This is a genomic window from Olleya sp. NP1-10 (assembly GCF_055804415.1).
This window is the reverse complement of record NZ_CM147840.1, coordinates 1,286,200-1,308,002: the sequence shown is the minus strand read 5'-3', so window position 1 is coordinate 1,308,002 and position 21,803 is coordinate 1,286,200. Positions and strand designations below refer to the sequence as shown.

22 protein-coding genes, 1 tRNA gene and 2 pseudogenes are annotated in these 21,803 nt (G+C 31.2%); 18 read left to right on the top strand and 7 right to left on the bottom strand.

Going from position 1 to position 21,803, the window contains the following annotated elements; genetic code table 11:
* The 18 genes and pseudogenes from AC0L4B_RS06010 to AC0L4B_RS05925 all read left to right on the top strand — a co-directional run bounded on the left by AC0L4B_RS06010 (position 1) and on the right by AC0L4B_RS05925 (position 17,313).
* Positions 1–837 carry a toxin-antitoxin system YwqK family antitoxin gene (locus AC0L4B_RS06010; protein WP_473438975.1) on the top strand — a complete coding sequence of 279 codons (837 nt, stop codon included), beginning with the start codon at positions 1–3 and terminating at the stop codon, positions 835–837.
* A complete protein-coding gene (locus AC0L4B_RS06005; RefSeq protein WP_473438974.1) occupies positions 834–1,526 on the top strand; it encodes a glycosyltransferase family 2 protein in 693 nt (230 codons plus the stop codon). Before AC0L4B_RS06010 ends, AC0L4B_RS06005 begins: the two co-directional genes overlap by 4 nt.
* A gap of 53 nt (positions 1,527–1,579) precedes the next feature.
* Positions 1,580–3,012 (top strand): annotated as a pseudogene (locus AC0L4B_RS06000) (cellulose synthase family protein).
* Positions 3,013–3,177: 165 nt separating this feature from the next.
* Positions 3,178–4,299 (top strand): MptA/MptB family glycosyltransferase, encoded by a 1,122-nt coding sequence (locus AC0L4B_RS05995; RefSeq protein ID WP_473438973.1) that lies wholly within the window; start codon positions 3,178–3,180, stop codon positions 4,297–4,299.
* A 376-nt stretch (positions 4,300–4,675) separates the two neighbouring features.
* Entirely contained in the window at positions 4,676–5,131 is a 456-nt protein-coding gene (gene rplM / locus AC0L4B_RS05990; RefSeq protein ID WP_028289142.1) for a 50S ribosomal protein L13, read from the top strand.
* The gene (gene rpsI / locus AC0L4B_RS05985; RefSeq protein WP_028289143.1) at positions 5,131–5,517 is read left to right on the top strand and encodes a 30S ribosomal protein S9; all 387 of its coding nucleotides are present in this window, start codon (positions 5,131–5,133) and stop codon (positions 5,515–5,517) included. The genes rplM and rpsI overlap by 1 nt, the downstream gene beginning before the upstream one ends.
* 198 nt (positions 5,518–5,715) lie before the next feature.
* Positions 5,716–6,486, top strand: a complete 771-nt coding sequence (gene rpsB, locus AC0L4B_RS05980) for a 30S ribosomal protein S2 (protein ID WP_028289144.1) — start codon at positions 5,716–5,718, stop codon at positions 6,484–6,486.
* A gap of 87 nt (positions 6,487–6,573) precedes the next feature.
* Positions 6,574–7,533: a translation elongation factor Ts gene (tsf, locus tag AC0L4B_RS05975; RefSeq protein ID WP_473438972.1), complete on the top strand. Its 960-nt coding sequence runs from the start codon at positions 6,574–6,576 to the stop codon at positions 7,531–7,533.
* 143 nt (positions 7,534–7,676) lie between these two features.
* The gene (pyrH, locus tag AC0L4B_RS05970) at positions 7,677–8,384 is read left to right on the top strand and encodes a UMP kinase (protein WP_473438971.1); all 708 of its coding nucleotides are present in this window, start codon (positions 7,677–7,679) and stop codon (positions 8,382–8,384) included.
* Between the two features lie 70 nt (positions 8,385–8,454).
* Positions 8,455–9,012, top strand: a complete 558-nt coding sequence (gene frr / locus AC0L4B_RS05965; protein ID WP_054852032.1) for a ribosome recycling factor — start codon at positions 8,455–8,457, stop codon at positions 9,010–9,012.
* Positions 9,013–9,100: 88 nt separating this feature from the next.
* Positions 9,101–9,445, top strand: coding sequence for a hypothetical protein (locus AC0L4B_RS05960; RefSeq protein WP_473438970.1), 345 nt, complete (start codon positions 9,101–9,103; stop codon positions 9,443–9,445).
* Positions 9,352–9,837 (top strand): TlpA family protein disulfide reductase, encoded by a 486-nt coding sequence (locus AC0L4B_RS05955; RefSeq protein WP_473439403.1) that lies wholly within the window; start codon positions 9,352–9,354, stop codon positions 9,835–9,837. The genes AC0L4B_RS05960 and AC0L4B_RS05955 overlap by 94 nt, the downstream gene beginning before the upstream one ends.
* Complete coding sequence (locus AC0L4B_RS05950) at positions 9,824–10,831, top strand: DUF5686 family protein (RefSeq protein ID WP_473438969.1); 1,008 nt, start codon at positions 9,824–9,826, stop codon at positions 10,829–10,831. Before AC0L4B_RS05955 ends, AC0L4B_RS05950 begins: the two co-directional genes overlap by 14 nt.
* Positions 10,832–10,917: 86 nt before the next feature.
* Positions 10,918–11,109, top strand: a complete 192-nt coding sequence (locus tag AC0L4B_RS05945) for a hypothetical protein (protein WP_473438968.1) — start codon at positions 10,918–10,920, stop codon at positions 11,107–11,109.
* 63 nt (positions 11,110–11,172) lie between these two features.
* Positions 11,173–13,583: pseudogene (locus AC0L4B_RS05940) on the top strand (efflux RND transporter permease subunit).
* Between the two features lie 34 nt (positions 13,584–13,617).
* Complete coding sequence (asnS, locus tag AC0L4B_RS05935; protein ID WP_473438967.1) at positions 13,618–15,048, top strand: asparagine--tRNA ligase; 1,431 nt, start codon at positions 13,618–13,620, stop codon at positions 15,046–15,048.
* Positions 15,049–15,172: 124 nt separating this feature from the next.
* Positions 15,173–16,633 (top strand): RNA polymerase factor sigma-54, encoded by a 1,461-nt coding sequence (gene rpoN, locus AC0L4B_RS05930; protein ID WP_473438966.1) that lies wholly within the window; start codon positions 15,173–15,175, stop codon positions 16,631–16,633.
* A gap of 74 nt (positions 16,634–16,707) precedes the next feature.
* Complete coding sequence (locus tag AC0L4B_RS05925) at positions 16,708–17,313, top strand: hypothetical protein (protein ID WP_202999181.1); 606 nt, start codon at positions 16,708–16,710, stop codon at positions 17,311–17,313.
* Here the strand turns inward: AC0L4B_RS05925 and AC0L4B_RS05920 are convergent.
* The 7 genes from AC0L4B_RS05920 to AC0L4B_RS05890 form a co-directional block, all read right to left on the bottom strand.
* The gene (locus tag AC0L4B_RS05920) at positions 17,308–18,003 is read right to left on the bottom strand and encodes a porin family protein (protein ID WP_473438965.1); all 696 of its coding nucleotides are present in this window, start codon (positions 18,001–18,003) and stop codon (positions 17,308–17,310) included. The genes AC0L4B_RS05925 and AC0L4B_RS05920 overlap by 6 nt on opposite strands.
* A gap of 93 nt (positions 18,004–18,096) precedes the next feature.
* Complete coding sequence (locus AC0L4B_RS05915; protein ID WP_289043332.1) at positions 18,097–18,567, bottom strand: ExbD/TolR family protein; 471 nt, start codon at positions 18,565–18,567, stop codon at positions 18,097–18,099.
* 11 nt (positions 18,568–18,578) lie between these two features.
* Complete coding sequence (locus AC0L4B_RS05910) at positions 18,579–19,187, bottom strand: ExbD/TolR family protein (RefSeq protein ID WP_473438964.1); 609 nt, start codon at positions 19,185–19,187, stop codon at positions 18,579–18,581.
* A 2-nt stretch (positions 19,188–19,189) separates the two neighbouring features.
* A complete protein-coding gene (locus AC0L4B_RS05905) occupies positions 19,190–19,639 on the bottom strand; it encodes a hypothetical protein (RefSeq protein WP_289043335.1) in 450 nt (149 codons plus the stop codon).
* Positions 19,640–19,673: 34 nt separating this feature from the next.
* Positions 19,674–20,453, bottom strand: coding sequence for a MotA/TolQ/ExbB proton channel family protein (locus AC0L4B_RS05900; protein ID WP_473438963.1), 780 nt, complete (start codon positions 20,451–20,453; stop codon positions 19,674–19,676).
* A gap of 148 nt (positions 20,454–20,601) precedes the next feature.
* A tRNA-Ser gene (locus tag AC0L4B_RS05895) sits at positions 20,602–20,689 on the bottom strand.
* 71 nt (positions 20,690–20,760) lie between these two features.
* A complete protein-coding gene (locus AC0L4B_RS05890; protein WP_473438962.1) occupies positions 20,761–21,792 on the bottom strand; it encodes an asparaginase in 1,032 nt (343 codons plus the stop codon).
* Between the last annotated feature and the right edge of the window lie 11 nt (positions 21,793–21,803).

Sequence of the window (21,803 nt, the reverse complement as noted above, 5' to 3'; positions counted from 1 at the left end):
ATGAAAACCTTTGTTTTATATTGCTTTATTGTTTTGGGTTATAACGCTTACGCGGAAAAAACTTACGTAAGGACGTATTATGACAACGGAAACCTATTATCTAAAGGTTGGACTAACGATAATAACAAAATAGATTTTTGGGTTTATTACTACCCAAACGGAAGCATTAAAGAAAAAGGAAACTATAGCAACAACCTTAAAACAAGTTATTGGATAGAGTATCACGACAATAAAATAATTAAAGCTAAAGGCAATTATAACAAAGGCTTAAAAGAAAAGTATTGGAGCTACTATCATAATAATAACATCTTGCATAAAGCTGGCTATTACCTTAACGGTAAAACCAGTGGTTACTGGAAAACTTATTATAAAAACACCTACTTAAAAAGTCAAGGTCGTTATGTTAATGGTCTAAAAAATGGTTACTGGAAAACCTATTACGATAATACAAAAACTAAAAGTGAAGGACATTATTTAAACGATTTAAAAAATAAATTTTGGAAATTCTATTATAAAAACGCTGTAATTTCTAAATTTGGAAGCTTTAACCAAAACCTAAAATCTGGCTATTGGCAATATTTCCGCGAAAGCGGTAAAAAAGAAAAGGAAGGTCATTATCTAACTAATAAAAAAGTAAAATGGTGGCTGTTTTATGATCAAAACGAAAAAATAAATCATAAATGCCAACTTAAAGACAATCAAAAAAACGGGTATTGTCTTATGTATAAAAATGAAGATTTGATATCTGCTGTAAAATTTAAAGCAGGACAAAAAATAAAAGAATGGACCGATTTAAAGTCCTTTAAAAAAGAAAATAAATTAAGCGACCTTAAATGACCAAAATAAAAGTCATCATTCCTGCCTACAACGAGCAAGATTCTATTGCAAACGTTATAAACGATATTCCTAAATTAGTAGATGAGGTAATTGTAGTTAGCAACAACTCTACAGATCTTACAGAAACTAATGCAAAAAATGCAGGTGCCACCGTTTTAAAAGAAAGTAACAAAGGTTATGGTTACGCCTGTTTAAAAGGTATGGATTACATCGCTAAGCAAACTAACAAACCTGATATAATTGTTTTTTTAGATGGAGATTATAGTGATTATCCAGAAGAATTAACCAAAATAGTAGCTCCTATTTTGGACAACAATACAGATTTTGTTATTGGTGCACGTGTTAAAAACTTAAGAGAAGAAGGTAGTATGACACCGCAACAAATTTTCGGAAATTGGCTAGCAACAACACTAATGTCTTTATTTTTTGGTGCAAAATTTACAGATCTTGGACCCTTTAGAGCTATAAAATATAATAAGCTTCTAGCTTTAAATATGGTAGATAAAACCTATGGTTGGACAGTAGAAATGCAACTAAAAGCTTTGAAGCAAAAACTGACTTATATTGAAGTGCCTGTAAACTATCGTAATAGAATTGGTGTCTCAAAAGTTTCAGGAACAATAAAAGGTAGTATATTTGCTGGCGTTAAAATATTAACGTGGATATTTAAATACAGTTTTAAAAAGTGATTCTCCAAACCATTACCATTATTATTTACAGCATTGCGCTAGTTCTCATTTTTATGTATGCTTTAGCACAGTTAAACTTGTTATTCAACTACTTAGCTGCTCAAAAGAAAAAAGAAAACGCACCAAAATTCAACTTCAATAACCCTGAAGAAATCCCATTTGTAACCATACAGCTACCTGTTTTTAATGAGCTATATGTTATGGATCGTTTATTAGATAACATAGCGTTAATTGACTATCCTAAGGATAAATTAGAGATTCAAGTACTAGATGACTCTACAGATGAGACTGTACAAACTACAAAAGCACACGTTGCAAAACTAAAGCAACAAGGTCTTGATATCACTCATATTACCAGAACAAACAGACAAGGTTTTAAAGCAGGAGCTTTAAAAGAAGGTTTAGAAGTTGCAAAAGGAGAATACATCGCAATTTTTGATGCCGATTTTTTACCAAAACCAAACTGGTTAAAAAAACAATCCCGTTTTTTAAGGATTCAGCAATTGGTGTTGTACAAACACGTTGGGGTCACATCAACAGAGATTACTCTACATTAACAAAAATTCAAGCCTTTGCTTTAGATGCTCACTTTACTTTAGAACAAGTTGGACGTAGCAGCAAAGGACACTTTATAAACTTTAATGGTACAGCAGGTGTCTGGCGTAAAGATTGTATTCTAGACGCAGGAAACTGGGAAGGTGATACATTAACAGAAGATTTAGATCTAAGTTATAGAGCACAACTTAAAAACTGGAAGTTTAAATATTTAGAAGATGTTGAAACTCCAGCCGAATTACCAGTGGTTATCAGTGCTGCAAGATCACAACAGTTTAGATGGAATAAAGGTGGTGCAGAAAACTTCCGCAAGATGCTTGGTCGTGTATTAACAAGCAAAAACATTTCGGCTAAAACTAAATTGCATGGTATCCTTCATTTATTAAACAGCACCATGTTTTTAAATGTACTAATTGTAGGTATATTAAGCATACCAATGCTATATATTAAAAACGAATATGCTCACTTAAGACCATACTTTTATATCATGAGCTTTTTTGTAATCAGTACAGTTATATTTTTTGTTTGTTATTGGGTTATGTATAAACAAAGTCATGGTAACACGTTTAAAGACTTTTTAAAATACATAGCATTATTTTTTACATTTTTCTCTATAGCAATGGGCTTTTCTTTACACAACTCTATTGCAGTTTTAGAAGGACATATTGGTAAACGAAGTGATTTTGTAAGAACCCCAAAATTTAATATCAGCACATTAAAAGACAGTTGGAAAGGCAACAAATATTTACGTAAAAACATATCGGTTAATGTCGTTTTTGAAGGTTTACTAATGCTATATTTTGCATTTGGTATGTACAGTGCATTTGTAGTTGGTGATCAAGGTGGAGACTTTGGGTTATTTCCGTTTCACTTAATGTTAACTATTGGATTTGGATTTGTGTTTTTTAAATCCTTAACTTCAAAAGCATAATAATTTGGGCGTTACCACAAGGGTCGCGTTTTCCATTATATCTTTTTTGCATTAGTATAATTAGGCTTAATCAAAACAAAAAAATAAGATTAAGTTTTAAACAGTGTTTAAACATCAAACACAGCAAAAAAGGATGCCATTACAACCGCTAACGCAGGATGCATCATGCTTAACACTTCTATTTTAAAGATTAATACATTAAGCTTACTGCTAATATTAGCTAGTTGTTTTTTGTACGGAATCTTTGCTTATGACTTAGTCAGAACAGATTACACAACATTAATTTCGCTTTATGTTGTTTTATTTGGATTATTTGGATTATTTGGATTATTTATAAAACTAGTAATCAACAAACAAAACAGCTTTAAACTACTACTGGTAGTAGCAATAATAAGTCGTTTGGTATTTCTAGTTGCAATACCAAACCTGTCACAGGATTTTTATAGATTTATTTGGGATGGACGCATGATTTTAAAAGGGATAAACCCTTATTTATATACTCCAGAAAGTTTTATAACAGCAGGACAATATCCAGTACATCAAGCTCAAGATTTAGTAAATGGTATGCAAGCCTTAAATGCAAGCCACTACTCTAACTACCCTCCAATTAATCAACTACTTTTCACAATAGCTAATCTTGTACCTAATACAACTATTTTAGGATCTGTTATTGGTTTAAGATTAATAATTATAGCTGCAGACATAGGGACTCTGTATTTTGGAAGCAAGTTATTAGACTCAATGAAGCTTCCTAAAAAAAACATTTTATGGTACATATTAAATCCGTTTATAATTATAGAGTTGACAGGTAATCTTCATTTTGAAGGTGTTATGATTTTCTTTTTAATACTAAGTCTCTACTTACTTAAAATTAACAAATGGAAATGGTCGGCAATAGTATTTGCAATATCGATTTCAACAAAACTCGTTCCATTGTTATTTTTACCCTTATTTGTAAAATGGTTTAGAACAAAACAAGGTATCGATTTTAAAAAACTAATCGCGTTTTATCTCATAATTGGAGGTAGTACAATAGTACTATTTGCACCTTTCTTCTCCATGCAATTTGTAAACAACTACTCTAAAACAGTTGGATTATGGTTTGGAAATTTTGAGTTTAATGCAAGTATATATTATCTAGCAAGAGCAATAGGCTACTACATTACAGGATACAACCAAATAGCTATAATCGGAAAAATTTTACCTGTAATAGTATTTATAACCATTTGGATACTTGCATTGGTTAAAAAAATCAAAACTACAACACTTTATTATCAAGTATGGTAATAGCAATAACCTGTTATTTATTGTTAAGTACTACAGTACATCCATGGTATATTGCTTCGGTATTAATTTTAAGTGTTTTTACTAACTATAGATACCCACTGGTATGGAGCTTTATAATCATAATAAGTTATCTAGCTTATGCAAACTCTAACAATACAGAAAATTTGTGGATAATTGGCTTTGAGTATTTTATAGTATTTACAGCAATAATTTTAGAATATTTGGCTAAAAAAAGATGCTTAATTTTTAAGCTTCAAAAAGATATCAACAGACTTATTAAATAAAAAGCCTTTCACTATTTGGTAATCAAATATATAATCGTAAATTTGCAAACTCTTTTTGAGAGAGGAATGTTTAATAAAAAATAATTAATAACGTGGACACATTAAGCTACAAAACGATTTCAGCAAACAAAGCTACTGCAGATAAACAGTGGGTTTTAGTAGACGCTGAAGGTCAATCATTAGGGCGTTTGTCTTCTAAAGTTGCAAAACTTATAAGAGGAAAACACAAGCCAAGCTTCACACCACATGTTGATTGTGGAGATAACGTAATTGTTATCAATGCAGAAAAAATCAACTTAACAGGAAACAAGTGGAATGACAAAACTTACATTCGTCACACAGGTTATCCAGGTGGTCAAAGAAGTTTAACTGCTACAGAAATGTTTGGAAAAGATCCAGCAAGGTTAGTAGAAAAATCAGTAAAAGGAATGTTACCTAAAAACAAATTAGGTGCAGCATTATTCCGTAATTTAAATGTTGTTGTTGGTACAGCTCATGCTCATGAAGCTCAAAAACCAACAGTGATTAACTTAAACGAATTCAAGTAATGGAAGTAATTCACAAAATTGGTCGTCGTAAGACCGCAGTTGCTCGTGTTTACCTATCTGAAGGAAAAGGTAACATTACGATCAACAAAAAAGATCTTAAAGACTACTTCGATACAGCAACGTTACAGTACAAAGTAAACCAACCATTAGCTTTAACAGATAATGAAGGTAACTTTGATATTAAAGTTAATGTATTTGGAGGTGGTATCACAGGACAAGCTGAAGCTGTTCGTTTAGCAATTTCTCGTGCAATGTGCGAATTAGATGCTGAAAACAGATTAATCTTAAAGCCTGAAGGTTTATTAACTAGAGACCCAAGAATGGTAGAGCGTAAAAAATTCGGACAGAAAAAAGCGCGTAAAAAATTCCAATTCTCGAAACGTTAATATTACCCTTCAACAGCATTGGAATGTCTTTACAGTATTTTCAATCCTGTTGAAACAAACAAAATTTAAACAGTTATTGTTGTCCTAGTGTTTTAAATTAAACACAGGATTTAGTTTAGCATCTAAATAATTAAGGCAAGTTTATTAAAAATGACCACTTAATTATTGCTAATTCAACAGAACGTAAACTATTACAAAATGGCAGTAGAAGTAAAAGAATTACTTGAAGCAGGTGTACACTTCGGTCACCTTACACGTAAGTGGGATCCAAACATGGCTCCTTACGTATATATGGAGCGTAACGGTATCCATATTATAAACTTATACAAAACAGCAGCTAAAATGGAAGAAGCTGGAGATGCATTAGCAAAAATTGCAGCTTCAGGTCGTAAAATTTTATTTGTTGCAACAAAAAAGCAAGCTAAAGATATCGTAGCTGAAAAAGCTGGTAGCATCAACATGCCTTTCATTACTGAAAGATGGCCTGGTGGAATGTTAACTAACTTTGTTACTATCCGTAAAGCAATCAAAAAGATGGCTACTATTGATAGAATGAAAAAAGACGGTACCTTTTTAACCTTATCTAAAAAAGAACGTTTACAAGTTGACCGTTTAAGAGCTAAGTTAGAAAAAAACTTAGGTTCAATTGTTGACATGACTCGTTTACCAGGAGCTTTATTTGTTGTAGATATTAAACGTGAGCATATCGCGATTAAAGAAGCACAAAAATTAAACATTCCTATCTTTGCAATGGTAGATACTAACTCTGATCCACGTCAAGTTGATTACGTTATACCTGCAAATGATGATGCTTCTAAATCAATCGATAAAGTCTTAACACATGTTACTAATGCTGTAACTGTAGGATTAAACGAACGTAAAGCTGAAAAAGCAGAAAAGGATGCAGCTAAAGCAGATAAAAAAGCAGCACCTAAAAAAGCAGTAGCAGCTAAAGACGAAGAAGAATAAAATAACAATTTCAAAACACAAATCAGTCGTTTAATTCTTTTCTTTGTCGAAAATAAATTAAACGACTTTTTTTAAATTATACTTATTATGAGTGAAGTAAAAATTTCAGCAGCACAAGTAAACGAACTAAGAAAAGCTACAGGAGCAGGAATGATGGACTGTAAAAAAGCTCTAGTTGAAGCAGGTGGTGATTTTGACAAAGCAATTGACGTTTTACGTAAAAAAGGTCAAAAAGTAGCCGAAAAAAGAGCAGATAGAGATTCTTCTGAAGGTGCTGCAGCAATTAAAATTAATGATGACAATACTGTTGGTGTTGCTATTGTATTAGGTTGTGAAACTGACTTTGTTGGTAAAAACGAATCATTTTTAGCTTTAGCTGCTCAATTTGCAGACATCGCTATTAACTTTGATAACAAAGAAGATTTCTTAGCTGCAGACTTTGGTGGTATGACAGTTGCAGAAAAACTAGTTGAACAAACTGGTGTAGTAGGTGAAAAATTAGAAATCAACGCTTTTGAAAAATTAGAAGCTCCTTACGTTGGATCTTACGTTCACATTAATAAAATTGGTGCATTAGTAGGTTTATCTGAAGCTAACGAAGAAGTTGCTAAAGATGTAGCAATGCAAGTCGCTTCAATGGGAGCAACTTCATTATCTTACAAAGATTTTGATCCTGCTTTTGTAGCATCAGAAACTGAAGCAAGAATTGCTGTAATCGAAAAAGATAACATCGAGTTAGGACGTTTAGGTAAAACTTTAAAAAATGTACCTCAATACATTTCAATGTCTCAATTAACTCCTGAAGTTTTGGCTAAAGCTGAAGAAGATGCAAAAGCTGAATTAAAAGCTGAAGGTAAACCAGAACAAATCTGGGACAAAATTTTACCTGGTAAAATGGACCGTTTTGTATCTGATAACACAACTTTAGATCAAGAACAATGTCTATTAGATCAAAGATTTATTAAAGACGAAAAAGTAACAGTTGAAGCTTATGTAGCGTCTAAAAACGTTTCTGTAACAGATTTCAAACGAGTATCTTTAGGATAGTCTATTTAAATATGTTATTCTTAGCTTAGCAAAGAATCTCATACTTAGAAAAATAAATTAAAAACCACTACTCTATTTTTTAGAGTTAGTGGTTTTTTTTATGCCTAAAAACACGTAGCTTTGCTAAACTTTCAGAACGACTTATGAAATACAAACGTATACTCCTAAAACTTTCAGGTGAAGCCTTAATGGGAAACCGTCAATATGGGATTGATCCAGAACGATTATCTGAATATGCTCAAGAAATCAAAGCTATTACAGAAAAAGGTATTGAGGTAGCCATTGTTATTGGTGGAGGAAACATTTTTAGAGGTGTTGCAGGAGCTATGAATGGTATGGATCGCGTACAAGGTGACCATATGGGAATGTTAGCAACTGTTATAAATGGGCTTGCCTTACAACAAGCTTTAGAAGACGCAGATATTAAAACTAGACTGCAAACAGCCATTAAAATTAATGAAGTTGCCGAACCTTTTATACGCAGAAAAGCAATGAGCCATTTAAGAAAAGGGCGTGTTGTTATTTTTGGAGGAGGAACAGGTAATCCATACTTTACAACTGACTCTGCAGCAGTATTAAGAGCAATCGAAATAGAAGCTGATGTTATTTTAAAAGGAACACGTGTAGACGGAATTTATAATGCCGATCCAGAAAAGGATAAAACTGCCATTAAATTTGACCATATAACTTTTGATGACGTTTTACGTAAAGGGTTAAAAGTTATGGATACTACAGCATTTACTTTAAGTCAAGAAAACGATTTACCAATAATTGTCTTTGATATGAATACAAAAGGTAATTTAATGAAGGTCGTTTCTGGAGAAAACATAGGAACACAAGTTAGTTTATAATTAGATATTTTTACTACATTTAAAATTGGCTCGCTTTTTGAAAGTCATTCAATATTAAATTTTTATTACAATGAACGAAGACATTACATTTATTATAGATTCTGCTAAAGAAGCAATGGATAAAGCCATTAAGCATCTAGAAAAGCAATTTGTAAACATACGTGCTGGTAAAGCTAGTCCTGCAATGCTTGGTAGCGTGATGGTAGACTATTATGGATCACAAACTCCATTAAGTCAAGTTGCAAATGTCAACACGCCAGACGGTAGAACAATAACGGTTCAACCATGGGAAAAAAACATGCTTCAAGAAATTGAAAAAGCAATAATGATTGCAAACCTAGGTTTTAATCCAATGAATAATGGTGAAACTATTATTATAAACGTTCCGCCTTTAACAGAAGAGCGTAGACGTGATTTAGCGAAACAAGCAAAATCGGAATCTGAAGATGCCAAAGTGGGTATTAGAAGTGCACGTAAAGACGCTAACAACGACATTAAAAAAACAGAAGATGCTTCAGAGGATTTACAAAAAAATGCCGAAGCAGATATACAAACATTAACAGATAAATACGTCAAACTTATTGATGAGCTTCTTGCTAACAAAGAAACCGAAATAATGACTGTCTAATAAAAAAAGCGACTTATCAGTCGCTTTTTTTATAACTTTTATTAAAACTGAGCGTTCTACTTCTGTAATATACTTTAAAATACTATTTATGAAGTTTTTAAAATCATTATCTTTTATACTTTCATTTATATGCTTTGGTATATTACAAGCTCAAGACTTTAAATTTATACCAAAAGAGCAACGATTATTAACTGACGATGAAGTAAAAACCACAGAGATTATAATTACTCCAGACATTTTACTTTTTAACGAGACTGGAAAAATACTTCCAATGTCACAAGTACAATTAATGACCAACAGCAATTATAAACCATTGTTTTATGTAGATCAAAATGAAAAATTAAAGTCTATAATATTCAAACGTTTAAAAGCTGTAAGCAATACAATACAAAAAATCCTGAAGCCGAGTTCACTAAAGGCGAAAAAGCATTAGATTTTATAGCTACAGACTTAAATGGTAATAGGTTTAAACTTTCAGATTTAAAAGGTCAAGTTGTAGTGTTAAATTTTTGGTTTACTAAGTGTGGTCCTTGTATTAACGAAATGCCTGAATTAAATAATCTAGCAGAAGATTTTAAAAGTAAAAAAGTTAAGTTTTTGGCAATAACATTTAATTCAAAAGAAGTGGTTAAACAATTTTTAAAGGACACGTCTTTTGATTTCACTATAACACCAAATGCTAATGATGTCATAACAATGTATGGTATCCAAAGTTATCCGACATCTATTGTAATTGATAAAAATGGAAACATTGTTACCAAAGAAGTTGGTTATAGGACCAATATTAAATCTGTACTTACTAAAGCGATTGATGCTGCATTATAAATCTTTAAAACATTTTAATTGTCTAATTATACTATTTTTAATAAGTATAACCTTTAGTCATGCGCAAGATCCAGAAAACAACCTAAAAGTAACGGATACGACTAAATCGACTGAACTTTTAAAGCAAATTGGAAATGGTTTTTTTCCTACCAAAGTCTGGAATTTTGACTTAAGATACCTAATCAAGTTTAACCAATATGAAGGTTTTAGAACAGGTCTAGGAGGAATAACAAATGATGCATTCTCAGAAAAATATAGAATTGACTCTTATTTAGTTTATGGTTTTAAAGACGACAGTTTTAAATATAAAATTGGAGGAGGATTTAGATTAAATGAAAAACATAATACTTGGTTCAATGCTTCGTATGTTGACGATTTAAAAGAAACTGGTAGTTCTGACTTTTTAACAGATAGCAGATCTTTTTCATTTTTCGAACCACGTTTATTAAACATCAATTTGTTTCATAAGCATATTACATCATCCATATCACTTGAACATGAAATCACTCCACAATTATATTCAAAAACCGAATTAGCAATCAGTAATATTAGACCAACCTACGATTATAATTTTGTTTTAGATAACAACAGCTATAGTGGTTTTGAAACGTCAACAGCAAAAATAGCTTTACAATGGGATCCTTTTAAAACACTAGAGAAGGTTGAAAATGGCAAAGAAATTTATAAAGACGGTTATCCTAAATTTACGCTACAATATTCAAAAAGTTTTAAAGATGTGTTCAATGCTGATTTTAATTTTTCTAAGCTAGATTTTAGGACAATTCATAAAATTAAACACAATAAAGATTCTTATACAATTGGTACAATATCTGCAGGAATCACTCATGGAGATGCGCCTTTAACGCATTTATACCATGCTTATCCAAATAATATCACCAAAGAAACTATACTACAACGTTTTTCGGTTGCAGGAATAAATAGTTTTGAAACAATGTACTTTAACGAGTTTTTTCGGACCGTTTTTCAACGGTAGTATTAAAACATTATGTCAAGCCATTTGCAATTGCAAAACGATTTAATCCGCAATTAGTACTTATTACCAGATACGCAATTGGTAATATGAATACCATTGGACGTCACCAAAACGTAAGCTTCGGAACATTAAATCATGGTTATACTGAAAGTGGTTTTGAAATCAACAAACTACTATTTGGTTTTGGATTAAGTGGTACTTACAGGTATGGTGCCTACCACCTACCAAATGAAGAAGATAATATTGCAATAAAATTCACTTTTAATATTACATTATAAAACCAAAATTGTATTACTAAATACAATGGTTTTGACTACCTTTGCTCCGTTTTTTAAAGCATTATGTTAAAACTTTTTTCAGCAAATTTTTGGGATGTTGTAGCAAGACTAATTCTTCGCAACAAAATAGCTATTCTTCTAGGTGTCATTTTAGTGACTATATTTTTTAGCACACAATGGAAGTACATGCGTTTTACGTATTCTGAAGCCAATCTTTTACCAGATGACCACGAAGTAAATATAATTTACAATGACTTTTTACAAGTATTTGGTGAAGAAGGTAATTTAGTCGTACTAGGTGTAAAAGACACCACTCTGTTTACTGTCGATAAACTGAATGCATGGAATGCACTTTCTGACAGCTTTAGAGATGCTCCAGAAGTTGAAACGGTTGTGTCTATTAAAGATCTTCAAAAATTAGTAAAGGATCTTAAAAATGAAAAATTTGCTTTAGAACCGTTTATCAAAGATTCTGTTACCTCAATACAGCAAATAGAAAAATTACAAGATCAATTATTTAATCAATATCCTTTTTACGATAATTTTTTATTTAATAAAGAAACCAAAACAGTTAGAACAGCAATATACCTTAAAAAAGACATTGTAAATACACCTGCTAGAAAGGACTTTATAATGTCCAATCTTGTTGAAAAAATAAAATTGTTTGAAACTAAAGAAGGTTTAGATGTCAGAATTTCTGGTATGCCTTACATCAGAACTTTAAATGCACAGAATATTGTAGATGAAATTAATTTATTTGTATTAGCTGCATTATTAGTAACCTCATTAATTTTCTTTTTATTTTTTAGATCATTCAGAGCAACATTTATATCACTAATAGTCGTTTGTATTGGTGTCATGTGGACCTTAGGTATTTTAGGTTTATTAGGTTATGAAATTACTGTACTAACTGCCTTAATTCCACCATTAATCATTGTTATAGGAATTCCTAATTGTATTTTCTTAATCAATAAATATCAACATGAGGTTAAATCTCATGGTAATAAAGTTAAAAGTTTACAACGTGTAATTACTAAAGTTGGTAATGCAACTTTAATGACCAACGTAACAACAGCTTCTGGTTTTGCCACATTTATTTTAACCGAAAGCACCTTACTAAAAGAATTTGGTGTCGTAGCATCACTAAGCATTTTAGCCATATTTATTCTGTGTTTATTAATAATTCCAATTATATACACCTTTTTGCCTTATCCAAAAGACCGTCATTTAGAGCATTTAAATAAACGATGGATTGGTGGTTTTGTTAATTGGATGGAACGTATGGTTAAAGAAAAACGAATCGCAATCTATATTACATCATTGGTATTATTAGTGGTTTGTTTGATAGGAATTTTTCAAATTAAAATATCTGGTAGTCTAATTGAAGACATGCCTAAAAAAGCAGAATTTTTTCAGGATATAAGATTTTTGAAGAAGAATTTGATGGTATAATGCCTTTAGAAATAATGATTGATACTAAGCGTAAGCAAGGTGTTATGAAGTTAGCTACACTAAAGCGTATGGAAAAAATTGAAGAGTTTATTAATGAAACTCCAGAGTTTTCTAAACCTATTTCTGTCGTTGGATTAGTTAAATATTCAAAACAAGCTTACTATAATGGTAATCCAAAATATTATCAATTACCAACAAGTCAAGAAAATAGCTTCATTTTATCTTATGCTAAAAACTCGACTTCGGATGTAGATTTACTTAAAAACTTTGTGGATAGTACTGGTCAATATGCCAGAATCACAACTTTTATGAAGGATATTGGAACCGATAAAATGGAACGTATCCAAGAAAATTTACAAGACAAAATAAATAATGTTTTTCCAGAAGCTAAGTACAATGTAACCATGACTGGAAAAGCATTAGTGTTTCAAAAAGGGACAAAATACTTAGTCAAAAACTTAGCAATATCATTATCACTAGCAGTCATATTAATTTCATTATTTATGGCTTATATGTTTAGATCATTTAGGATGATTGTGGTTTCATTAATACCAAACTTACTACCGCTTGTAGTAACTGCAGGATTGATGGGCTACATTGGTGTACCTATAAAACCTTCAACTATATTAGTATTTAGTATCGCTTTTGGTATATCGGTTGATGATACTATTCACTTTTTAGCAAAATACAGACAAGAACTTCAATCCAATAACTGGAAAATTAAAAAATCGGTTTATGGTGCGTTAAGAGAAACTGGTGTTAGTATGTTTTACACATCAATAGTGCTATTTTTCGGATTTTCAGTATTTATAATTTCTAGCTTTGGTGGTACGGTTGCTTTAGGAGCTTTAGTCTCTGTAACATTACTATTTGCAATGTTATCCAACTTACTTTTATTACCATCGCTATTATTATCTTTAGAACGTAGTATTGCTAATAAAGAAGTACTAAAAAAACCAAAGATTAATATTATTCCAGTTGAAGATGATGACGAAAATGCATCAGTTTCAGAAGAACAATAAAAGAAAACTCTATTTTTAATCAAACTTTTTAAAAATGAAATCATATACAGTCGCTTCATTACTAAAGGAGACCAAATTACAAGAAATACAAATTAAAGGTTGGGTTCGTACCTTTAGAGCTAAACGTTTTATAGCTTTAAATGATGGTTCAACTTTAAATAATATACAATGTGTTGTTGATTTTGAAAACACAGACGAAGCCATACTAAAACGTATAACAACAGGTGCTGCAGTAGCCATTACTGGAGAGTTAGTAGAAAGTCAAGGAAAAGGACAAACTGTAGAAGTTACTGTAACTAAAATAGAAATCTTAGGAGACTCTGACCCTGAAACTTACCCTATTCAACCTAAAAAACACTCTTTCGAATTTTTAAGAGAAAACGCGCATTTACGTACACGTACTAATACTTTTAGTGCTGTAATGCGTTTACGTTCTGCCTTATCGTTTGCAGTACACAAGTATTTTAACGATAATGGGTTTTACTACATGCACACACCAATTATAACTGGTAGTGATGCGGAAGGTGCTGGTGAAATGTTCCGCGTAAGTACTTTAGACCAAAAAAATCCACCTTTAACTGAAGATGGAGCAATTGATCACACAAAAAACTTTTTTGGAAAAGACACTAACCTTACAGTTTCTGGTCAGTTAGAAGCCGAAACATATGCGATGTCTTTAGGTAAAGTATATACCTTTGGACCTACATTTAGAGCCGAAAACTCTAATACATCAAGACATTTATCTGAGTTTTGGATGATTGAACCTGAAGTGGCATTTATGGATTTAGCTGGAAATATGGATTTAGCTGAAGATTTCATGAAATCAGTTATTTCTTATGTATTAGAAAATAATGCAGATGATTTACAGTTTTTAGATAAGCGTCTTTTAGATGAAGAAAAAACAAAACCACAAGCAGAACGTAGTGAGTTATCTTTAATAGAAAAATTAAAGTTTGTAACCGAAAACAACTTTAAACGTGTAAGCTATACTGAAGCTATTGATATTTTAAGAAATAGTAAGCCTAACAAGAAAAAGAAATTCAATTACATTATTGAAGAATGGGGAGCAGATTTACAATCTGAACACGAACGTTTTCTTGTAGAAAAACATTTTAAATGTCCAGTAATATTATTTGACTATCCAGCAAACATAAAGGCCTTTTATATGCGCTTAAATGAGGATGGTAAAACAGTTCGTGCTATGGATATTTTATTTCCTGGTATTGGAGAAATTGTTGGAGGATCTCAACGTGAAGAGCGTTTAGATGTCTTAAAAGAAAAAATGGCTGTATTAGATATACCGGAAGAAGAATTATGGTGGTACTTAGACCTACGTAAATATGGTACTGCTGTTCATTCTGGTTTTGGTTTAGGATTCGAACGTTTAGTTATGTTTGCTACAGGAATGAGCAATATACGTGACGTAATACCTTACCCTAGAACGCCTCAAAACGCTGAGTTTTAAAATACAGTAAATAAATTTTAATAAACTCAAGTTTACTTAAAATCGAATATCTATATTAAAACAATCTACTATTATCAAAATGTAGATTGTTTTTTTTATTTTTATCATAATTCTAAAACATACTATGCTTAAACAATACCTACAGTTTAAATTATCTCAAAAGTTGTCTCCACAACAAATTCAATTAATGAAATTGATACAGTTGCCAACGCAAGCTTTTGAACAACGTTTAAAGCAAGAATTAGAAGAAAATCCTGCGCTTGAAGGTGGTAAAGAAGAAGTAAAAGATGAATTTGATGATGCTTTTGATAATTCAGCAGATGAATTTAACGATAATGAAACCATTGATGCTGGAGACATTAATGTTGATGATTATTTAAGTGATGATGAAATTCCTGATTATCGTACTAGCGTAAATAATTATAGTGCAGATGATGACGAAAAAAGCGTACCCTATGCTGCAGGTACTTCTTTTACACAACATCTTGTTAATCAATTAAACACTTATAGATTAAGTGAAGAAGAACGCAGTATAGCCGAATTTTTAGTTGGTAGTGTCGACGAGAGTGGTTACATACGTAGACAATTAATTGATATTGTAGACGATTTAGCCTTTACACAAAGTGTTTATACAGAAGAAGACAAAGTCGCAGACGTACTTAAAATTGTACATCAATTGGATCCTGCTGGTGTAGGTGCTCGTAATTTACAAGAGTGTCTAAGCATACAACTACATCGTAAAGACAAACAACCTGATGTCCTATTAGCAGCAAATATAATTGATAATGCATTTGATCAATTTACTAAAAAGCATTATAAAAAATTAATGCAAAAATTTGACATCACAGAGCTACAACTTAAAGATGCCATTCACGAAATAGAACGTCTTAACCCAAAACCTGGAGGTTCTTATGCTGGTAACAATAAAATTGTAGAACATGTTGTTCCAGATTTTGCTATTAGGATTGTTGATGGCGAATTAGAACTTACACTTAATGGTCGTAATGCTCCTGAATTACATGTATCAAGAGAGTATAGCAACATGCTTAAAGGTTATAAAGAAAGTAAGGACAAAAGCAAGTCTCAAAAAGATGCTGTCTTATTTATAAAGCAGAAACTTGATGCTGCAAAATGGTTTATTGATGCTATTAAGCAAAGACAACAGACCTTGTTTGTGACTATGAGTAGCATAATGCACTATCAAAAAGAATATTTTTTAACTGGTGATGAACGAAATTTAAAACCAATGATATTAAAAGATATTGCTGACGAGATAGAAATGGATGTATCCACTGTGTCTCGTGTTGCTAATAGTAAATACGTTGATACACCTTACGGAACAAAATTGATAAAAGAATTTTTCTCAGAATCGATGACCAATGATCAAGGTGAAGAAGTTTCTACAAGAGAGATAAAAAAGATTCTAGAAACTGTTATTGAAGAAGAATCAAAGAAAAAGCCATTAACTGATGAAGCTTTGTCAAAAATATTAAAAGAAAAAGGCTATCCAATTGCCAGACGTACAGTAGCTAAATATAGAGAGCAATTAGACATTCCTGTTGCAAGATTAAGAAAAAAGATTTAAGTAGTTTAAAACACCCTAATTTGATTAAATAGACTAATATAATTACAGTATAAACTTAAATCACTCTTTGAAAAATGAAATGGCTACTTAAAAGCATATCTTATATTTTTCATCCTATAATAATGCCTTTCTTAGCTGTGCATTTTTATTTTCAAAAATCACCAAGGTTTATTCCAGAGCAATTAATATATGCTAAACAAATCTCTTTGTTTATACTAACTGCTGTATTACCAATAATGGTATATTTTTTACTTAAAACATTAGGTCAAACAAAAAGCATACACTTAAAAACAGCAAAAGAACGTATATTCCCTTTGCTTGTAAATAGCTTCATTATTGGCTTAATACTATACAGGGTATTCCCTCTGGACCATATACCAGAATTGTATTATTTTTTTATGGGAATTTTAATCTCTAACACAACCTGTTTGTTATTAGCTATATTAAAATTTAAAGCAAGCATACACTTGATAGCAACAGGAGGAGTTGTCATGTTTTTTATAGCTTTTGCTATACATTTTAGTATTAACATTAATGGAAGCTTAGCTTTGATGGTTTTAATAACAGGAGCTGTAGCATCCTCAAGATTATACCTAAAAGCACACACAGGAAAAGAATTAATAGTAGGTTTAATAATAGGATTAACACCACAATTAATGTTATTAAAATATTGGTTATAGAATATAAAACATTATACCAATTTTTATTTCACTAACATCAAGGTTTTCGTTATTAATTTTAGCATTATCAAACAAAGTATTTAAACCATAATACAAATGAAAGTTCCAAGTAATATAACCTGCACTTAATGTTAAACCATACTGTAAGTTATTAAAAGCATCAACGTTATTTAGTCTAAAATCTTCAGGTGACCCCTTGTATTTTGTATCGTTAGCAAATTGGTAACCTAACTTAAAACCTGTATAAATCCTCCAAAAATCATACTCAGTTGGTGTAGATGTTCTCCATCTAAATTCAATAGGTAATTCTATTACGTAGGTATAAAATTTATTTTTTGAATAATCAGTATTATCATTATCTAATACAGAAAAGTTAGTAGTGTTATTAGTCTTTGAAATTAATAAATTATGGTTGTAAGCATTTAATGATACACCTAAACCAATACCAATAGATTTATTACGTCTTGTATTAATAGGCATATCTCTAATAACACCAAAATGAATACCGCTTGAAAAAGAGTTTTGACTAACTCCAGATGGCTTTTTATTTAGTAAATTATAAGTAACACCCAAATAGAATTGATCTTCTCTGTAAAGCGAATCAACAACAGTTTTATAAGCATTAGTATCTTGCGCAAAGACCATTGGTGTTATAAATAGCACTAAACAAAATAATAAACAATATTTCATTGTAAGGATAAAATTATAAAACAATAAATATATAAAAAACAAAAGGTGTTTTGAATAATCAAAACACCTTTTGCTATAAAATTAAGAGTAATATTATTTAAGTCCACTACCCTTTTTAGTAGTGTAATTAATTTTTAATTGCCCTACCTTTCTTAATTGTTGCTCTATATCTGATACAAGACCCATGTTTGTTTCTTTATCAACTTTTAAAGCTGCGATTAATTGAGGTATTTCAGCTTCACGTTTAGAAGCGCGCTCTGCAGCAACAAAAGATGCAATCTCATTAAGATTAGCAAACTTATCGTTTAACTGGATTTTAGCTTCTTCACCTTGGCTTTTGTATTGATCACTAGGCTTTCCAGCGTAGATAAACATTATCAAGTTTTTCTGTCCTAGTTTTTCAGTTTCGGCAGCAGAAGGTAAATTGTTTTTAATTTTCAAACTGCTGTCTCTCATTACGGTTGCTACCATGAAAAAGAATAATAGCATGAATACAATATCTGGTAGAGATGCTGTAGAAATAGCTGGTAATTCTTTACCGCCTCCTTTTTTAAATTTTGACATAGTTTAATAAATTATTTAGGTTCTGCTTTAGAAATAATTCTAGGATATTTAGCTTTAATATTGCTTATTTTATCCTTTAATTTTTCGCTTTTAAATTCTGGTGACTTAGAATCATCATAAGAAGCTTCCATCTCTTTAAAAGAACGGTTATAAAGCTTTTTAGCTAAACGTTCTCTTAATACTGAATAAGCACTTACTAACTGATCATAAACAACTATAAAAGTTTCGTAATCTGTAGCTCTAGAGTGTGTAATAGAGATAACTGCTTTTTCTGGATGGTCAGAAGACGATGGGTCCTTTAAACCTTCACAGTAATTACATTTTTCTTTAGCTGCATTCATTCCACCTCCATTGTCGATAAATTTAATAGCTGCTGCTTTTAAATCTCTAACTTTCATTAGCTCCTCTTCAACCAACATTTCGTTGTCCTTGTTAAGCTCGACAGTAAAGATATTTTTTTGTTTAATTGTTACATCATCTATAGGGATATCTGGCGGTAACTTTGAGCTAATACCAGAATCTACTTCAATAGTTGTTGTTACTAAGAAGAATATTAATAATAAGAAGGCAATGTCAGCCATAGAGCCTGCATTAACTTCTGGTGCTGATCTTTTTGCCATAATTATTTAATTAATTTTTTAATACCTGATAATGCCATTGTAGCAACTGCTCCTAAAATAAGGATATAAAATGCTACTAAACCTGCTCCTACCATTGTTGATTGTCCTTCTGTTGCTGTTATTCCGTTATAAAAATACTCTCTTGTATCTCCACCTGAAACAGCATAAGATATTAGTAATATTGCTAAAAACGCTCCAACACCTATTAAAGTGTTTTTTAGAGATTTTCCGCTTGTAAATAAGTTTTTGAAAACAAAATACAAAACGAATAACAATACTAGTCCTAAAATGATATAAGCTATAATAATCATTGGCGCAATAGCTGATGTATCAGGTGTGGCTGCAGCTGCAGCTGCCTTGATAGCATCATCTCCTTTGGCTATGATATTAACTAAAACTCCTATACCAGCAATACTCAATACTAAAGCAACTATTTTTAAAATCTTGTGCATAATCTTTAATTTTTAAAGTTAGTAATTGAGTAAATTATTTTTTGTACTTAGATAACATATCCATTAAGTTAATAGAAGAGTCTTCCATATCGTTAACGATACTATCTATTTTTGCAATGATGTAATTGTAAAAAATCTGTAAAATAATTGCAACAATAAGACCAAATACAGTAGTTAATAAGGCAACTTTAATACCTCCCGCTACTAATGATGGTTGCATATCTCCAGCTGCTTCAATTTTATCAAAAGCTTGAATCATACCAATTACTGTTCCCATGAAACCTAACATTGGTGCTAAAGCGATGAATAAAGAAATCCAAGAAACGTTTGTTTCTAATTGTCCCATTTGAACTCCACCATAAGCTACAACAGCTTTTTCAGCAGATTCTAAATCTCCATCAGCTCTGTCTAAACCTTGGTAAAAGATAGAAGCAACAGGTCCTTTTGTGTTACGACATACTTCTTTAGCAGCTTCTAAACCACCTGATTGAAGTGCTTCTTCAACATCTTGTGTTAATTTTTTAGAATTTGTTGTAGATAAGTTTAAAAAGATAATTCTCTCTATAGCGATTGCTAAACCAAGAATTAAACATAATAATACAACTCCCATAAATCCAGGACCACCTTCTATAAAACGTTTTTTAAGTTCTTGGTGGAACGTTAGGTTTTCAGCATCTGCACTTGCATCAGCAGTTGAATCCTCTTGTGTAAGCACTACAGTAGTTGCAGTAGTCATTGCTGCATTAGTCGTTGCATTTGCAGTTCCGAATGCCATGATACACGCTATGGCTAGGATAGAAAATAATCTTTTCATTTTTTTGTTCTTAATTTTATTAGTTAAAGTGTTAAAGATATAAAAAAATTGTAATTAAAAATAAAAATAACCAAAAGAGCTTAAGTAAAATCATACAAAACCTACTTTTTTGCTTTTGAAAACTATCAAAATGTTTTTAAACATCTTGCAGAGAGGAAGGGATTCGAACCCTCGATACGCTATTAACGCATACACGCTTTCCAAGCGTGCGCCTTAAGCCACTCGGCCACCTCTCTGTAATTATGGTCAATTACAGTGGAGCAAATAACAAAAAAATATCTGTAACTTAAAATTTTGAAGGTTAATTTTAAGACATTTCTCCGCGTAAAGCCGTTTCATATATGGTTTTGAACAAGTTAGAAGAAATATTTTCTCCTAATAAATACATCAATTTTGAGAGTGCAGCCTCTGTTGTAATGTCTTTACCTGATATAAGACCTATTCTTTTTAGTTTTTCACTAGTTTCATATTGTCCCATTAGCACACTTCCACCAGAACACTGAGTTACATTAATAATAGGTATGCCTTTATTTATTGTGTTTTTTAGTAAATCTAAAAACCAATCTTGGGTGGTACAATTACCGGCTCCATAGGTTTCTAATATAACACCTTTTAATCCTTCGTTTTTAAATATACTTTCTAATATGTTTTTTGAAATTCCTGGAAACAGTTTTACTAATGCTATATTAGGATCTAAGTTTTTATGTACAACTAAGTGTTTTCTAGGATTTGGTTTAAACAAATACTCGTTATTAACTTTTAGGTGCACTCCACTTTCGGCTAAATCCGGATAATTTAAACTGTCAAATGCTTCAAAATGTTCTGCATTAATCTTTGTTGTTCGATTAGCTCTGTATAGTTTATATTCAAAATACAAGCCAACTTCTTTTATAACAGGTTTATTGTAATGTTGTAAAGACGCTATTTGTATTGAGGTTATTAAATTTTCTTTTGCATCTGTACGTAAATCTCCAATTGGTAGTTGTGATCCTGTAAATATGACTGGTTTTGCTAAATGTTCTAACATAAAGCTTAAAGCTGAAGAGGTATAGCTCATCGTGTCACTTCCGTGTAAAACAACAAAGCCATCAAAAGTTTCATAATTATTTTCAATAACTTCAGCTATTTGAATCCAATAATCTGGATTCATATTACTAGAATCTATTGGATCATCAAACGAATAAGTCTCAATAGTACATTCTAATAACTTAAGCTCTGGAATACGAACTAATAAATTTTCAAAATCAAACGCACGTAAAGCTCCAGTTTCAGGATCTTTAATCATACCTATGGTTCCTCCTGTATATACAAGGAGTATGTTTGGAATTGTTTTAGTCATATTTAATGGCT

Coding starts and splice junctions, on each gene's coding strand:
- AC0L4B_RS05995 (WP_473438973.1), top strand. CDS start 3,178: ATGCTTAACACTTCTATTTTAAAGATTAATACATTAAGCTTACTGCTA.
- AC0L4B_RS05900 (WP_473438963.1), bottom strand. CDS start 20,453: ATGAAAAGATTATTTTCTATCCTAGCCATAGCGTGTATCATGGCATTC.
- AC0L4B_RS05960 (WP_473438970.1), top strand. CDS start 9,101: ATGAAGTTTTTAAAATCATTATCTTTTATACTTTCATTTATATGCTTT.
- AC0L4B_RS05945 (WP_473438968.1), top strand. CDS start 10,918: ATGAATACCATTGGACGTCACCAAAACGTAAGCTTCGGAACATTAAAT.
- frr (WP_054852032.1), top strand. CDS start 8,455: ATGAACGAAGACATTACATTTATTATAGATTCTGCTAAAGAAGCAATG.
- rpoN (WP_473438966.1), top strand. CDS start 15,173: ATGCTTAAACAATACCTACAGTTTAAATTATCTCAAAAGTTGTCTCCA.
- asnS (WP_473438967.1), top strand. CDS start 13,618: ATGAAATCATATACAGTCGCTTCATTACTAAAGGAGACCAAATTACAA.
- pyrH (WP_473438971.1), top strand. CDS start 7,677: ATGAAATACAAACGTATACTCCTAAAACTTTCAGGTGAAGCCTTAATG.
- AC0L4B_RS06010 (WP_473438975.1), top strand. CDS start 1: ATGAAAACCTTTGTTTTATATTGCTTTATTGTTTTGGGTTATAACGCT.
- rpsB (WP_028289144.1), top strand. CDS start 5,716: ATGGCAGTAGAAGTAAAAGAATTACTTGAAGCAGGTGTACACTTCGGT.
- AC0L4B_RS05890 (WP_473438962.1), bottom strand. CDS start 21,792: ATGACTAAAACAATTCCAAACATACTCCTTGTATATACAGGAGGAACC.
- AC0L4B_RS05920 (WP_473438965.1), bottom strand. CDS start 18,003: ATGAAATATTGTTTATTATTTTGTTTAGTGCTATTTATAACACCAATG.
- AC0L4B_RS05915 (WP_289043332.1), bottom strand. CDS start 18,567: ATGTCAAAATTTAAAAAAGGAGGCGGTAAAGAATTACCAGCTATTTCT.
- AC0L4B_RS05925 (WP_202999181.1), top strand. CDS start 16,708: ATGAAATGGCTACTTAAAAGCATATCTTATATTTTTCATCCTATAATA.
- AC0L4B_RS05905 (WP_289043335.1), bottom strand. CDS start 19,639: ATGCACAAGATTTTAAAAATAGTTGCTTTAGTATTGAGTATTGCTGGT.
- AC0L4B_RS06005 (WP_473438974.1), top strand. CDS start 834: ATGACCAAAATAAAAGTCATCATTCCTGCCTACAACGAGCAAGATTCT.
- AC0L4B_RS05950 (WP_473438969.1), top strand. CDS start 9,824: ATGCTGCATTATAAATCTTTAAAACATTTTAATTGTCTAATTATACTA.
- rpsI (WP_028289143.1), top strand. CDS start 5,131: ATGGAAGTAATTCACAAAATTGGTCGTCGTAAGACCGCAGTTGCTCGT.
- AC0L4B_RS05910 (WP_473438964.1), bottom strand. CDS start 19,187: ATGGCAAAAAGATCAGCACCAGAAGTTAATGCAGGCTCTATGGCTGAC.
- tsf (WP_473438972.1), top strand. CDS start 6,574: ATGAGTGAAGTAAAAATTTCAGCAGCACAAGTAAACGAACTAAGAAAA.